This window comes from Streptomyces sp. ISL-66 (genome assembly GCF_018614135.1).
Lineage (GTDB): Bacteria > Actinomycetota > Actinomycetes > Streptomycetales > Streptomycetaceae > Streptomyces.
Genome location: NZ_JAGGOW010000158.1, coordinates 1 through 13,899, shown reverse-complemented (window position 1 = coordinate 13,899; position 13,899 = coordinate 1). Strand labels below are relative to the sequence as shown.

Annotated in this window: 13 protein-coding genes; 2 read left to right on the top strand and 11 right to left on the bottom strand. The window is 71.4% G+C overall.

What is annotated here, in order from left to right; all coding sequences use genetic code 11:
- Positions 1–190: 190 nt before the first annotated feature.
- Positions 191–3,175, top strand: a complete 2,985-nt coding sequence (locus J7E97_RS28480; protein WP_215033161.1) for an NACHT domain-containing NTPase — start codon at positions 191–193, stop codon at positions 3,173–3,175.
- Between the two features lie 102 nt (positions 3,176–3,277).
- Here J7E97_RS28480 and J7E97_RS28475 read toward each other — a convergent pair whose 3' ends face one another.
- Positions 3,278–5,803, bottom strand: coding sequence for an ATP-dependent Clp protease ATP-binding subunit (locus J7E97_RS28475; RefSeq protein WP_215033158.1), 2,526 nt, complete (start codon positions 5,801–5,803; stop codon positions 3,278–3,280).
- Positions 5,804–6,279: 476 nt separating this feature from the next.
- On the opposite strand from J7E97_RS28475, the gene J7E97_RS28470 reads away from it, so the two are divergent.
- Complete coding sequence (locus J7E97_RS28470) at positions 6,280–6,882, top strand: SCO3374 family protein (protein WP_215033155.1); 603 nt, start codon at positions 6,280–6,282, stop codon at positions 6,880–6,882.
- Here the strand turns inward: J7E97_RS28470 and J7E97_RS28465 are convergent.
- The 10 genes from J7E97_RS28465 to J7E97_RS28420 all read right to left on the bottom strand — a co-directional run.
- Positions 6,861–7,202 (bottom strand): Lsr2 family protein, encoded by a 342-nt coding sequence (locus tag J7E97_RS28465; RefSeq protein ID WP_215033152.1) that lies wholly within the window; start codon positions 7,200–7,202, stop codon positions 6,861–6,863. The genes J7E97_RS28470 and J7E97_RS28465 overlap by 22 nt on opposite strands.
- A gap of 165 nt (positions 7,203–7,367) precedes the next feature.
- Positions 7,368–7,898: an amino-acid N-acetyltransferase gene (locus J7E97_RS28460; protein WP_215033150.1), complete on the bottom strand. Its 531-nt coding sequence runs from the start codon at positions 7,896–7,898 to the stop codon at positions 7,368–7,370.
- Between the two features lie 9 nt (positions 7,899–7,907).
- Positions 7,908–8,426: a BlaI/MecI/CopY family transcriptional regulator gene (locus J7E97_RS28455; RefSeq protein ID WP_215033147.1), complete on the bottom strand. Its 519-nt coding sequence runs from the start codon at positions 8,424–8,426 to the stop codon at positions 7,908–7,910.
- 143 nt (positions 8,427–8,569) lie between these two features.
- Positions 8,570–8,746, bottom strand: coding sequence for a hypothetical protein (locus J7E97_RS28450; RefSeq protein WP_215033144.1), 177 nt, complete (start codon positions 8,744–8,746; stop codon positions 8,570–8,572).
- 13 nt (positions 8,747–8,759) lie between these two features.
- Entirely contained in the window at positions 8,760–9,455 is a 696-nt protein-coding gene (locus tag J7E97_RS28445; protein WP_215033207.1) for a hypothetical protein, read from the bottom strand.
- A gap of 138 nt (positions 9,456–9,593) precedes the next feature.
- A complete protein-coding gene (locus J7E97_RS28440; RefSeq protein ID WP_215033141.1) occupies positions 9,594–9,779 on the bottom strand; it encodes a DUF397 domain-containing protein in 186 nt (61 codons plus the stop codon).
- A 251-nt stretch (positions 9,780–10,030) separates the two neighbouring features.
- Positions 10,031–10,840 (bottom strand): type III pantothenate kinase, encoded by an 810-nt coding sequence (locus J7E97_RS28435; protein WP_215033138.1) that lies wholly within the window; start codon positions 10,838–10,840, stop codon positions 10,031–10,033.
- Positions 10,841–10,843: 3 nt separating this feature from the next.
- Positions 10,844–11,827, bottom strand: a complete 984-nt coding sequence (nadC, locus tag J7E97_RS28430; RefSeq protein WP_215033135.1) for a carboxylating nicotinate-nucleotide diphosphorylase — start codon at positions 11,825–11,827, stop codon at positions 10,844–10,846.
- A 2-nt stretch (positions 11,828–11,829) separates the two neighbouring features.
- Positions 11,830–13,593 (bottom strand): L-aspartate oxidase, encoded by a 1,764-nt coding sequence (locus tag J7E97_RS28425; RefSeq protein ID WP_215033132.1) that lies wholly within the window; start codon positions 13,591–13,593, stop codon positions 11,830–11,832.
- Positions 13,590–13,899: pantoate--beta-alanine ligase (locus J7E97_RS28420; RefSeq protein ID WP_215033129.1), on the bottom strand; the 310-nt coding region annotated here is incomplete at its 5' end. The genes J7E97_RS28425 and J7E97_RS28420, both read right to left, overlap by 4 nt.

Genomic DNA, 13,899 nt, shown 5'->3' with positions numbered 1-13,899 from the left:
GGGGCTCTCAGCCCTGTTGACCGCCTCCCCACTGGCCCGAGGGTGGGGCAAATCGGACGTCGATCTCTACGGATGCTCCTAGTAGGTCCGATTTGCCCTGTGTGGCTTGTCACCGGCCCGGGACCTCCGCCCGTCCTCGCCGGGACCAAAGCCCTGCGACCCGCGTCACACGAGAGCTACGCTCCGCCTCGTGGACGCATCCGTGGTGGGGATCCGGCTGGCCTCGGGGGTGATGACCCCCCTCGTGAAGAAGCTCTTCCGCGGGGAGGGGGCGGGCGCCGGCCTCGTCGACCGGCCCGTGCGGATCTCTTCGTACGTCTCCCTGCGCGAGCAGCGCGTGCTGTCCCGGGACGACCTGCGCCGGCTCGCCGACAAGCTGGTCGCGGAGGCCTTGCGGGTCCCCGGCGAGCAGCCGCTGCCACCGGGCGAGGAGGCGGGCGTCGCCACGGCGCTGGCCGTCACCCTGCACTCCCTCGGGGACCTGGCCCTGGAGGACGCCCAGGCGGTCGAGATGGGTGCGCGCGCCTTCGCCGCCGAACTGCGCAAGGCGGCGCCGGCCACGGGCCTGGGGCGGGACGCGCAGCTCTTCCACGACCGGCTGCTGGTAACCACCTGCCTGCACGTCCTGCACTTCTTCACGAGCCGCTCCACCTACATCCCGGCGGCCCTGGTCGAGCAGGCCCGCCGCCAGGCCGAGACCATCGCCAAGATCGACGCCCTGCTCGCGCGGATCCCCCGCCAGGGCGGCCGGGACGCGGAGTTCGAGGCCAGGTACCTGGAGTACCTCGCCAAACGGCACAGCACCCTGACGATCTTCGGGCTCGACCTGCCGCCCGGCTCCGCACGCTGGCCGCTGGACGCGGCGTACGTGAGCCTGGAGGCGACCCCTCGCCCCCGCCGCGTCGGCGGCGAGGGCAGTGCCACGGTCCCGGCGCAGGGCGCCGCCCACGGCTCGTCCCCCCTCGGCACCGGAGACCTACTGGCCTTCGAGCCCCGCATACTGCTGCGCGGGGAGGCCGGCTCCGGCAAGACCACCCTGATCCAGTGGCTGGCCGTCTCCACCGCCCGGGACGAGCCCGAGGGCAGCCTCGTCCCCTTCGTACTGCCCCTGCGGAACCTGACCCGCTACGGGGAGCGGCTGCCCGCCCCCGAGGACTTCCTGGTCGCCACCGTCCTGAAGGGCCGGGCCCCCGAGGGGTGGGAGAGCCGGGTCCTGAGCGAGGGACGCGGCCTGGTCCTGGTGGACGGAATCGACGAGATCCCGGAGACGGAGCGGGCCCGGGCCCGCGACTGGCTCACCGAGCTGCTCACCGCCTACCCCGGCAACCGCTGGCTGGTCACCTCCCGCCCCTCGGCCGTCCCGCAGGACTGGCTCGCCTCCGAGCAGTTCGCCGAGCTGACCCTCTCCCCCATGAACCGGGCCGACGTGGCCGGCTTCGTCACCCGCTGGCACCGGGCGGCCGAAGCCGGCGACGACCTCCGCGACCAGCTGCTGGCGTCCCTGCGCACCAAATCGGAGCTGGCCCGGCTCGCCACCAACCCGCTGCTGTGCGGGCTGATCTGCGCCCTGCACCGCGAACGGCACGGCTTCCTGCCCTCGGGCCGCAAGGAGCTCTACACGGCCGCCCTGTCGATGCTGCTGCACCGCCGCGACCGCGAACGCGAGCTGCGCCTGCCGGAGCTCGCCGAGGAACCCCAGCTCCAGTTGCTCCAGCGGCTGGCGTACTGGCTGATCCGCAACGGCCGCACGCAGCTCCGCCGGAGCCGGGCAGAGGACCTCATCGCCGCCGCGCTGCCCGCCGTACCGGCCGCCCAGGTGCTCGGCGAGGCCCCGGCCGTCCTGCGGCACTTCCTGGAGCGGACCGGACTCCTGCGCGCCCCCACGGAGGACACCCTCGAATTCGTGCACCGCACCTTCCAGGACTTCCTCGGGGCCCGGGCGGCCCTGGACGAGGGCGGCCTCGGCGAACTGACCCGGCACGCGGACGACGACCAGTGGGAGGACGTCATCCGCATGGCCGTCGCCCAGGGCCGCCCCCGCGACCGCGCGGCGATCATCGGCGACCTGCTGGTCCGCGACTCCGACCGGGCGGTGCTGCTGGCCCTCGCCTCCTTGGAGTACGCGGCCGAGCTGGACCCCGAGCTGCGCCGGGAGGTCCGGACGGCCGCCCGCCGGCTCATCCCGCCGCGGGACGACCAGGCGGCGTACGCGCTCGGCCGGATCGGGCCGCTGATCCTGGATCTGCTGCCGCTCGACGCGGAGGCACATCGCCACGCCCGCCGCTTCGTGATCGCGGCCGCGGAGACCGGCTCCGAGGCGGCGATCGGATACCTCGCCGGCTACTGCCACCACCGCGACGAAAAGATCCGCGCGACGCTGACGGGGGTCTGGGAACGGTTCGACACCGAGCACTACGCGGCCGAGGTGCTCGCGCGCATGGTCCCGCCCCCGGACGACCTCGTCGTCACCTCGGACGCCGCCCTCGCGGCGCTGACGGGCTTCACCGGCCCGCCCGGCCTGTACGTCCTCCACAGGGTGAGCCGGGGCGCCCTGACCCACTTCCTGGCCCGCCAGCCGGTGGCGGGCCTGGCCTTCCAGCAATTCTCCGGCGGAACCGACGCCGAGTTCCTGCGCGGCCACACCTCGCTGCGGCGGCTCACCATCGACACCTGGCCCGAACTACGGGACCTGAATGCGCTGCACGGGCTGCCCCTGGAGGAGGTGTCCCTCGACCTCGGCAACGACGTCCCCCTCGGCCCGACCCTTGCCGCCTGGCCCCGGCTGCGCGCGCTCACGCTGCACTCGTGCGGTCCGTGGTCCTTCACCGACTTCGCCCCCGGGGCCCGCCCGGACGTGCTCGACCTGGACGACGCGGACCCGGACCTGACCGGCCTGGGACGGCTGACGAGCCTGCGGCGGCTGCGGCTCGGCTTCGACTGGCGCCCCGGCGGGAAGGGCGCCTGGGCGGAGCTCTCGGCGCTGGAGGACCTGCGGGAGATCGCCGTGCACACCAGGGCGCTGGACGGCCTCGCCTCGTACGCCCACCTGCCCTCGCTACGGACCGTCATGGTCTACGACGACGAAGAGATGTGGGACCCGGACCTCAAGGCACGGGTGGCCCACCGCTTTCCGCAGGCGGAGCTGGGGCTGGTGACGCAGGCCTACGGGAACTGACCAGTACGCACCGGTACGCATCGGTACGCACGGAAAAAGGGGCGGCCCCGGAACCTTTCGGTCCCGGGGCCGCCCCTTCGTACCGCTCTGAGCGGCTAGCGCTTACGCACCCTTGGAGAGGTCCGGGCCGGAGCCCGTCGCCTCGATGGGGGGAAGGTCCGAGATCGGGGTCTTCTCCTCACCGCGGAAGGTGAACTTGGCTTCCTCGCCCTCACCCTCCTTGCCGACGACCACGATGTGACCGGGGCGCAGCTCACCGAAGAGGATCTTCTCCGACAGGATGTCCTCGATCTCCCGCTGGATCGTGCGACGCAGCGGTCGGGCACCCATGATCGGGTCGTAGCCGCGCTTGGCGAGCAGGGCCTTCGCCTCGGCGCTGAGCTCGATGCCCATGTCGCGGTCCTTCAGGCGGTCATCGACCTTGGCGATCATCAGGTCGACGATCTGGACGATGTCTTCCTCGGTGAGCTGGTGGAAGACGACCGTGTCGTCGACGCGGTTGAGGAACTCGGGCCGGAAGTGCTGCTTGAGCTCTTCGTTGACCTTCGTCTTCATCCGGTCGTACCCGGTCTTGGTGTCTCCCACGGCCGCGAAGCCGAGGTTGAAGCCCTTCGAGATGTCCCGCGTACCCAGGTTGGTCGTCATGATGATGACCGTGTTCTTGAAGTCCACGACCCGGCCCTGGGAGTCGGTCAGGCGACCGTCCTCCAGGATCTGGAGAAGGGAATTGAAGATATCCGGGTGCGCCTTCTCGACCTCGTCGAAGAGGACGACGGAGAACGGCTTCCGGCGGACCTTCTCGGTCAGCTGGCCGCCCTCTTCGTAGCCCACGTAGCCGGGGGGCGAACCGAAGAGACGGGAAACCGTGTGCTTCTCGCTGAACTCCGACATGTCGAGGGAGATCAGTGCGTCCTCGTCGCCGAAGAGGAATTCGGCGAGCGTCTTGGAGAGCTCGGTCTTACCGACACCGGACGGGCCGGCGAAGATGAACGAGCCACCGGGACGCTTCGGGTCCTTCAGACCCGCACGGGTGCGGCGGATCGCCTGGGAGAGCGCCTTGATGGCGTCCTTCTGGCCGATGACGCGACGGTGGAGCTCGTCCTCCATGCGCAGGAGCCGCGAGGACTCCTCCTCGGTCAGCTTGAACACCGGAATGCCGGTCGCGGTCGCCAGGACTTCGGCGATGAGCTCGCCGTCGACCTCGGCGACGACGTCCATGTCGCCGGCCTTCCATTCCTTCTCGCGCTTGGCCTTCGCCGCCAGCAGCTGCTTCTCCGAATCACGGAGGGAAGCCGCCTTCTCGAAGTCCTGGGAGTCGATGGCCGACTCCTTGTCGCGACGCACGTTCGCGATCTTCTCGTCGAACTCGCGGAGGTCCGGCGGCGCGGTCATCCGGCGGATGCGCATCCGGGAGCCGGCCTCGTCGATCAGGTCGATCGCCTTGTCCGGGAGGAAGCGGTCCGAGATGTACCGGTCGGCCAGGGTGGCCGCCTGCACGAGGGCCTCGTCCGTGATGGAGACGCGGTGGTGGGCCTCGTAGCGGTCGCGCAGGCCCTTGAGGATCTCGATGGTGTGCTGGAGGGAAGGCTCCGCCACCTGGATCGGCTGGAAACGGCGCTCGAGAGCGGCGTCCTTCTCAAGGTGCTTGCGGTACTCGTCGAGCGTCGTGGCACCGATGGTCTGGAGCTCACCACGGGCCAGCATGGGCTTCAGGATGCTGGCGGCGTCGATCGCGCCCTCGGCGGCGCCCGCACCCACGAGGGTGTGGAGCTCGTCGATGAACAGGATGATGTCGCCGCGGGTGCGGATCTCCTTGAGCACCTTCTTGAGGCGCTCTTCGAAGTCACCGCGGTAGCGGGAACCGGCGACCAGGGCACCCAGGTCGAGGGTGTAGAGGTGCTTGTCCTTGAGGGTCTCGGGCACCTCGCCCTTGACGATCGCCTGGGCCAGGCCCTCGACGACGGCGGTCTTGCCGACGCCGGGCTCGCCGATGAGGACCGGGTTGTTCTTGGTCCGGCGGGACAGCACCTGCATGACCCGCTCGATCTCCTTCTCGCGCCCGATGACCGGGTCGAGCTTGGATTCGCGAGCGGCCTGGGTGAGGTTGCGGCCGAACTGGTCCAGGACGAGCGAGGTCGAGGGGGTTCCCTCGGCCGGGCCGCCGGCGGTGGCCGACTCCTTGCCGCCTCCGGAGTAGCCGGAGAGCAGCTGGATGACCTGCTGCCTGACTCGGTTGAGATCGGCGCCCAGCTTCACGAGGACCTGGGCTGCGACGCCCTCGCCCTCGCGAATGAGGCCGAGCAGGATGTGCTCGGTGCCGATGTAGTTGTGGCCGAGCTGGAGGGCCTCTCGGAGCGAAAGCTCCAGGACCTTCTTCGCCCGCGGGGTGAAGGGGATGTGGCCGGAAGGGGCCTGCTGCCCCTGTCCGATGATCTCCTCAACCTGCTGGCGAACAGCCTCGAGCGAAATCCCGAGGCTCTCCAGGGCCTTAGCGGCGACACCCTCACCCTCGTGGATCAAGCCCAGGAGGATGTGCTCGGTGCCGATGTAGTTGTGGTTGAGCATCCGGGCTTCTTCCTGAGCCAGGACGACAACCCGCCGCGCGCGGTCGGTGAACCTCTCGAACATCGTTTATCGCTCCTCAGAGCGGTCGGGCAGTTCGGGGTCGGTCCCCGCCCTGTCCTTCCGCATGCTAGTCCCGCGGGGCGGGACAGCTCATTCCAACTGCCGACATCCGTCCGCGGCTCACCCTCACGTCCGTGAGAAAACCCGGCTGTAAGTGCCGACAACTGCTCCAACCCGATGGTGCGAGACGATGTTCCCGCAGGCCAGGCAGATACCCGTCACACGTGTACGCCGATGGCGAACGGAAGCCGGTCACAGACGCCGCAAATCAGCCTGTCGCCCCGATCCACTAGGAATGTCTTACCCGTGAGGAGTGACAGTTCACGTGGATGGACGACGGATCCCTCCGCTACGGGCGAACAGACCTCCGTCCCGAATGTGGGACTCCACCGAGACGGACGTTTACGTTCCGCATTGACTCGAGTGCGGAACGTCACATCACGCGTAACCCCCCGCGCTTCTGCGCAGTTGCTCCGGTCATGGCTCTCACCGCGCCGCCCGTCACCGTCCCGATCCCCCGCGCCCCGTTCGACGGCGGGCCCGATCCGGCGTCCTGGTACGAACGCGTGCTCGGCTGGACCGTTGTCTGGGGACCGCCCGCCCAGCTGGTGACCGGGGTGCGGTTCGACGTCCTGGAGCTGCCGGCCGATGCCGGGGCCGCCGTGCTGCGCCGGCCCGTGCCCACCGGCCCGGTGGCGGTCATGGGCCGCAGGATGCGGTTCCTGGTGGCCGCGGGGGCCGCCGACGAGCTGGAGGGGCTGCTCGACTGGCTGGAGTGGGGCGGGGTCGCCCTGGATCTCGCCGCCCTGGGTACGGGTGGCCGGATCACCGCTCCGGCGCCCCCGGGGCATCCGGTGGACGCGGAGGGAAGCCCTCGGGGGGCCGCCGTATGGCTGCGGCCCCCCGAGCAGGGGTGTGAGGCACTGCTACCGGCCCTGCCCGCTCCCGGGCAGGGCTCCGGACCCGCGCGCGGGCCCGATCTCGTACGCCTGGTCGCGGCGGCGGCGACGGAATGCCACCGGGCGCGGCTCGGGCGGACCGTCCGGACGGGCCGGACCGATCAGGCCGTGGCCTTCTCGTAGGCGTCGCGGATCTCGGCGGGAACGCGGCCGCGGTCATTCACGCTGTAGCCGTGCGACTTGGCCCATGCGCGAATAACGGCGGTGTCCGGGTTACCCGCCGAAGTGGCGGCGCGGCCCTTGGTGCGGCCGGTAGCGGCGCCGCGGCCACCGATGCGGCGACCGCCCTTGGTGTACGGGTCGAGCAGGCCGCGGAGCTTTTCAGCGTTGGCGGTGGTGAGGTCGATCTCGTAGGTCTTGCCATCCAGAGCGAACGTCACCGTCTCGTCCGCCTCGCCGCCGTCGAGGTCGTCGACAAGAAGGACCTGAACCTTCTGTGCCACCGGGATTTCCTTTCATCGAAAAGCAGTACGCGGAAAGGAAACCGCTTTTGCCTGGAAAACACAAACCCCCCGTGAGAGGTTCGGGTCCGCAACGGGTCGGGAAACGTGCGCGATTCGGACATAGGCCACAGGCGAGGGGCCCGGGGGAAAATCCCGTGTGATCGGTCAGAGGTGCAGAAGCATCCGGCTGTTGCCCAAGGTGTTCGGCTTCACTCGTTCGAGACCGAGGAACTCGGCGACACCCTCGTCATAGGAACGCAGGAGCTCCATGTAGACATCCGTCTCGACCGGGGTCTCGCCGATCTCCACGAAGCCGTGCTTCGCGAAGAAGTCCACTTCGAAGGTGAGGCAGAAAACCCGGCTCACACCGAGCCGGCGGGCCGTCTGCAACAACTTGTCGAGCACGAGATGACCGACTCCCGCGCCCTTCAACTCGCGGTCGACGGCGAGAGTGCGGACTTCGGCCAGGTCTTCCCACATCACGTGGAGTGCGCCGCAGCCCACCACTTGGCCGTCGCCGTCACGTTCCGCGACCCAGAACTCCTGGATGTCCTCATAAAGGACGACCGGCGCTTTGTCGAGCAGGATGCGCTGCTGCACGTACTGGTCGAGCAGGCGGCGCAGCGCGGGAACATCACCGGTGCGCGCTCGGCGGATCGTCACTGTTTTTGCATGTGCAGCGGAAAACTCTCCCATGCCCGGACGTTATCGCCCCGGCTCGGCGCTCCGCCCGCCGGAGTCGCCTTCGGCGGCGGGATCCGCCGGCGCGGTGGGTTCCGCGGTGGGATCCGCGGCGGGACCGGCCGCCGGGGCCTCGGGAACGGTCTCGGGTGCCGGCTCGGGTGCGGACTGGGCCGCGGGTTCCGCCGGCTGCACGATGTGGACGGCGTCCCGGAGCGCCTCACGCTGTTCGGCCGACATCATGCCGAAGAAGGCCACGAGGGCGGCGGCCGGATTGTCGCTCGTCGACCAGGCCTCGTTCATCAGTGCGGCCGAGTAGGCGGCGCGGGTGGAAACCGCCGTATACCGGTAGGCGCGGCCTTCCGCTTCCCGGCGGACCCAGCCCTTCTGATGAAGATTGTCCATAACGGTCATGACCGTGGTGTACGCGATGGACCGTTCCTGCTGCAGGTCTTCCAGGACTTCGCGAACGGTGACCGGGCGGTTCCACTGCCACACCCGCGTCATGACTGCGTCTTCGAGTTCTCCCAAGGGGCGAGGCACAGCAGCACGATAGTGCGGAATGTCAGGAATTGCGCGGCTATTCGGACGGCAACGCGCGAAAAGTCCGGGGCCGCGGACGGCGAAGGAGGGCGTACGGCTCGGGAGCCGTACGCCCTCCGTGTTCGTCGGGACCCCCGCGGGGGCTACTTCCGGGAAGGGGACTGCTGCTGGGCGGCCTCGGCGCGGGCGAGCACGGCATCGACCACCGCGTCCTCCTTGGCCTTGTTGGCCCCGCCCTGGCTCTTCACGATCGTCACGACGAGCGCGATGAAGAACACGGCCATCACGAAGGGGGGCACGAGCGCGGAAACGTAGTCCATGCCCCAAGCCTAGCTACCCGACCGCGCGCCCGGCCGCCGGGGGCGGACCGGGCTTGCGGCGCGGCGGGAACACCTCGCCGGGGGTCGGGACGGGCCGCGCGGGCCGGTCGTCGGGCCTCGGCTGCGGCTCCGCGGGCTCCTTCTCCTTGCCCGAGCCCGAGCCCGAGCCGGCTCCCGAAGCCGAGCCGGCTCCCGAGGCCGAGCCGGCTCCCGAGCCCGAGTCGGCTCCCGAGGCCGAACCCGACCCCGACTCAGGCTCAGACCCCGACGCCGACGCCGACCCCGACCCCGAGCCGCCGGCGATGGCCAGCAGCCGGGTCCGCGGCGCGGGCGCGGTGGAGAGCCTGCGGCGCACGGACCGCTCCGCGACGCCCTGGGCCCGCTCCAGCACGGCGGCCGCGACCGGGTTGGCGCGCAGGGCCCGCAGGGCGGCGAGGTCGTCGGGAACCGGCTCGTAGCCGGCGGCCAGGGCGTCCTGCAGCAGCTCCAGGTAGCCGGAGAGGCTCCCGGGCAGCGCGGCTCTGTACCGGGCCAGGTCGGCGAGGAGGAACGCTCTGAGCCGGCCCGCCTCCTGCGCCGCGTCATCCACCGACGCCGCCAGGCGCAGGCAGTCCTGGACCTCCACGGCCGACAGGGGGGCCGTAGAGGACTGAAGGGCGTGAGCGAGCGAACGCCTGAGCACGTGAAGCTCATCAGCGCTGAACGCCATGCCGCCGCGGGATCCGTAGGGCGTGGGCATGGGCCGAAGATACGCGCTAATCGGACAAAATCCCCTGACCGGACACGGACGCGGCGCGGCGCGGCGCAGCAGGATGAGGTCGGGGCGCGGCCGGGGCCTCGGCCGGAATCAGCCCGACTGCTTGATCACGCGGAGGAAGTCCGCCCACGCGGCCTGGGTGGTGGCGAGGACGAGGTGGGCCGGGTCGGCGCGGTCGGCCACGCGGACCAGGGTGCCGGGGGCGGCGCTGACGTACACGCAGTTGTCCCCCTCGCTACAGAACGAGGACTTCTGCCAGGCGGACTGAGTGGTCATGGTGTCTCCTCCGTTCACGGGCGCGTCCGGCGCCGTGGACGAGTTCCCGGTATTTCTCGTGGGAGGACGTTAACTCCGCGCCGGCCTCCCGCCCCTGGTTTCCGCGGAAATCGCCCCGGCGCGTCAGCGGGTGTGCCGAAGCGGCAGCGAAGCGCTGCCGAGCCGTGCCGGGGCCGCGTGCGGGCCCGGCACGGCTCGCGTACGGAGCCGGCCGGGACCCCGCGTACGGCGTGGTCCCGGCCGGTCCGGCCCTACTCGAAGTTGGGCGCGTTGCGCTCGTAGACCAGCCGCAGGCCGATCAGGGTCAGCCAGGGCTCGTGGTCGTCGATGACCGAGGCCTCCCCGAGGACCATGGGGGCCAGGCCGCCCGTGGCGATGACCCGGACGTCGTCCGGGTCTCCGTTGGGGCCCGCGAGCTCCTTCGCCATCCGGGCGACGACCCCGTCGACCTGGCCGGCGAACCCGTAGACCACGCCCGACTGCATCGCCTCGACGGTGGACTTGCCGATGACGTTGCGCGGGCGGGCCAGCTCGATCTTGCGGAGCTGGGCGCCGCGCACACCGAGGGCCTCCATCGAGATCTCGATGCCCGGGGCGATCACCCCGCCCACGTACTCGCCCTTCGCGGACACCGCGTCGAAGGTGGTCGCCGTGCCGAAGTCGACGACGATCGCGGGGCCGCCGTAGAGCTCGACGGCGGCGACCGCGTTGATGATGCGGTCCGCGCCGACTTCCTTCGGGTTGTCGGTCAGGATCGGCACCCCGGTCTTGACCCCCGGCTCCACCAGGACGGCGGGCACGTCCCCGTAGTAGCGGCGGGTGACCTCGCGCAGCTCGTGCAACACCGACGGCACCGTCGAGCAGATCGCGATGCCGTGGATGCCGTCGCCCAGCTCGGTGCCGAGCATCGGGTGCATGCCCATCAGCCCCTGCATGAGCACGGCCATCTCGTCGGCCGTGCGGCGCGGGTCGGTCGAGATGCGCCAGTGCTCGACGATCTCGTCACCGTCGAACAGGCCCAGCACCGTCTGGGAGTTGCCCACATCGATGGTGAGGAGCACCGGTTACACCGCCTCGCGCAGATCGAGGCCGATGTCCAGGATCGGGGCGGAGTGGGTGAGGCCGCCGACCGCGAGGAAGTCGACGCCCGTCTCGGCGTAGGCGCGGGCGGTGTCCAGGACCAGGCGGCCCGAGGACTCCAGCTTGGCGCGGCCCGCGACCAGGGCGACGGCCTGCGCGGTCCGCTCCACGGTGAAGTTGTCCAGCAGGATCAGGCCCGCACCGGCCTCCAGGACCTCGCCGACCTGCTCCAGGGTGTCGACCTCGACCTCGATCGAGACCTCCGGGAAGGCCTCCCGCACGGCGTTGAAGGCCTGGGTGACGCCGCCGGCCGCGACCACGTGGTTGTCCTTGACCAGCGCGGCGTCCCACAGCGACATGCGGTGGTTGGTGCCGCCGCCGCAGCGCACCGCGTACTTCTCCAGGGAGCGCAGGCCCGGGGTGGTCTTGCGGGTGTCGCGGACCTTGGTGCCGGTGCCCTCCAGGGCGTCCACCCAGCGGCGGGTCTCCGTGGCGATGCCCGACAGGCGGCACACGATGTTGAGGGCGCTGCGCTCGGCGGTCAGCAGGTCGCGGGTGCGCGAGCGCACGGACAGCAGGACCTGCCCGGCCTTGACGGAGTCGCCGTCCTCGGCGTGCCGCTCCACCTCGAAGGACTCGGTGCAGACGATCGAGAACACGGCCTCGGCGATGCGCAGGCCCGCCACGACGCCGTCCTCGCGGGCGACGAAGTCCGCGATGGCCTCGGCCTCTTCGGGGACGGTGGCGACGGTGGTGACGTCGACTCCGCCGTCGAGGTCCTCGGAGAGCGCCATGTGCGCGATGTCCTCGACCTCGATGGGGTCCAGGCCCGACTCCTCGAGCAGCTCGGCCAGGGCCGGGTCGAGGCCGGACTCCTCGCCGTCGCCGCAGGCGCAGTCCTCGCCGCAGCCGCCCTCGCTCTGGTCGACGAGGGGGAGTTCGTTGTGGTCGTGCTCGTGCGTGCTCACGGTTACTGCTCCAGGCTGTCGTTGCTCAGGGGGATCTGTACGGACGGGAAGTCCGCCGATTCGGTGGGGGTGACGACCAGGGCCCGTCGCTCCGCCTCCGACAGGCGTACGACGAGGTGGCGGCGCCAGTGGGCGTCGTCCCGGTCGGGGTGGTCCTCGCGCCAGTGGCAGCCGCGGGTCTCCGCGCGCTGTTGCGCGGCGGCGACCAGCACCCGGGCCACGCACAGCAGGTTGGTGGCCTCCCAGGTCTCGGTGCCGGGGACGGCCGTCTTGCCGCGGGTCTCCAGCTCGCCCGCCGCCGTCGCGTACAGGGCTTCGAGCGCGGCGGCGGCCCGGCGCAGCGACTCGGCGGAGCGCAGTACGCCCGCGCCGTCGGTCATGATGCGCTGGATCTCGTAGCGCGCCTCGGCGGGCTGGAGGGGGCCGGTGGCCGGGACGGGGACGGCGGGACCGGCCGGGACGGTGCCGGGTGCGGCCCGCGCGATGATGTCGTCGGCGATGCGCTCGGCGAAGACCAGGCCCTCCAGCAGGGAGTTGGAGGCGAGCCGGTTCGCGCCGTGCACTCCGGTGCAGGCGACCTCGCCGCACGCGTACAGGCCGGGGACGGTCGTGCGGCCGTGCAGGTCGGTGCGGACGCCGCCGGAGGCGTAGTGCGCGGCCGGGGCCACGGGGATGGGCTCGGTGACCGGGTCTATGCCGTGCGAGCGGCAGGCGGCGAGGATGGTGGGGAAGCGCTGCTCCCACATCCGCGCGCCGAAGTGCCGGGCGTCCAGGTACATGTGCTGCGTGCCCTGCTCCTGCATGCGGCGCATGATGCCCTTGGCGACGATGTCGCGGGGGGCGAGCTCGGCGAGCTCGTGCTGGCCGGTCATGAAGCGGACGCCGTCGGCGTCGACGAGGTACGCGCCCTCGCCGCGAACGGCCTCGGACACCAGGGGCTGCTGGCCTTCGGCGTCGGCGCCGAGGAAGAGCACGGTGGGGTGGAACTGCACGAATTCGAGGTCGGAGACCTCCGCGCCGGCGCGCAGCGCGAGCGCGACCCCGTCGCCGGTGGAGACGGACGGGTTGGTGGTCGCGGAGAAGACCTGGCCCATGCCGCCGGTGGCGAGGATCACGGCGGGGGCGCGGACGGCGCCGACGCCGTCGTGCTGGCCCTCGCCCATGACGTGCAGGGTGACGCCGGCGGTACGGCCCCGCTCGTCCTGGAGGAGGTCCAGGACGAGGGCGTTCTCGACGGTCTCGATGCCCGCCGCCTGGACGGCTTCGACGAGTGCGCGGGAGATCTCGGCGCCGGTGGCGTCGCCGCCCGCGTGCGCGATGCGGCGCCGGTGGTGGCCGCCCTCGCGGGTCAGCTCGATCTCGCCGGTCTCGGCCGAGGTGTCGAAGACGGCTCCGGCGTCGATGAGGCGTCGTACGGCGTCGGGGCCCTCGGTGACCAGGAGGCGTACGGCGGCCTCGTCGCACAGGCCGGCGCCCGCGACGAGGGTGTCTTCGAGGTGCTGTTCGGGGGTGTCCCCCTCACCGATCGCCGCGGCGATGCCGCCCTGGGCCCAGCGGGTGGAGCCGTCGTCGAGGCGGGCCTTGGTGACCACGACGGTACGGCGGCCCGCGGCGGCGCAGCGCAGTGCGGCGGTCAGGCCCGCGACTCCGGATCCGACGACCACGACGTCGGCGTCGACGGTCCAGCCGGGGGCCTGGGCGTGCAGCCGTATGCGGGTGCCGGTGGTGGTGCCCGCCGTTGCGGGACCTCTGCCTGGGGTGCTCACGCGTGTGCTCCGAACTCCAATGGAATGTTGTCGATCAGCCGGGTCGTGCCCACTTTCGCGGCGACGGCCAGCACGGCCTGCCCGGTGAAGCCGGGGCCTGCCTCGGTGAAGTCCTGGGGGTCGACCAGCGCCAGGTAGTCCAGTACGAGGGGCGGGTCGTGGCGGCCCGCCTCCTCCAGGACGTGCCGCGCGGCGGCCCGTACGGCGTCGGGAAGGCCGGCGCCCGCCGCGGAGACGGCGTGCGCGTCGGCGGAGGCGCGGATCTCGCCGAGCCGGGCCAGGCCGGTGGCCCGCTCGTCGCCGGCC

Excerpts from the sequence above, each read along its gene's own strand:
- J7E97_RS28475 (WP_215033158.1), bottom strand. The coding sequence starts at position 5,803 with ATGTTCGAGAGGTTCACCGACCGCGCGCGGCGGGTTGTCGTCCTGGCT.
- J7E97_RS28470 (WP_215033155.1), top strand. The coding sequence starts at position 6,280 with ATGGCTCTCACCGCGCCGCCCGTCACCGTCCCGATCCCCCGCGCCCCG.
- J7E97_RS28460 (WP_215033150.1), bottom strand. The coding sequence starts at position 7,898 with ATGGGAGAGTTTTCCGCTGCACATGCAAAAACAGTGACGATCCGCCGA.
- J7E97_RS28450 (WP_215033144.1), bottom strand. The coding sequence starts at position 8,746 with ATGGACTACGTTTCCGCGCTCGTGCCCCCCTTCGTGATGGCCGTGTTC.
- J7E97_RS28445 (WP_215033207.1), bottom strand. The coding sequence starts at position 9,455 with ATGGCGTTCAGCGCTGATGAGCTTCACGTGCTCAGGCGTTCGCTCGCT.
- J7E97_RS28440 (WP_215033141.1), bottom strand. The coding sequence starts at position 9,779 with ATGACCACTCAGTCCGCCTGGCAGAAGTCCTCGTTCTGTAGCGAGGGG.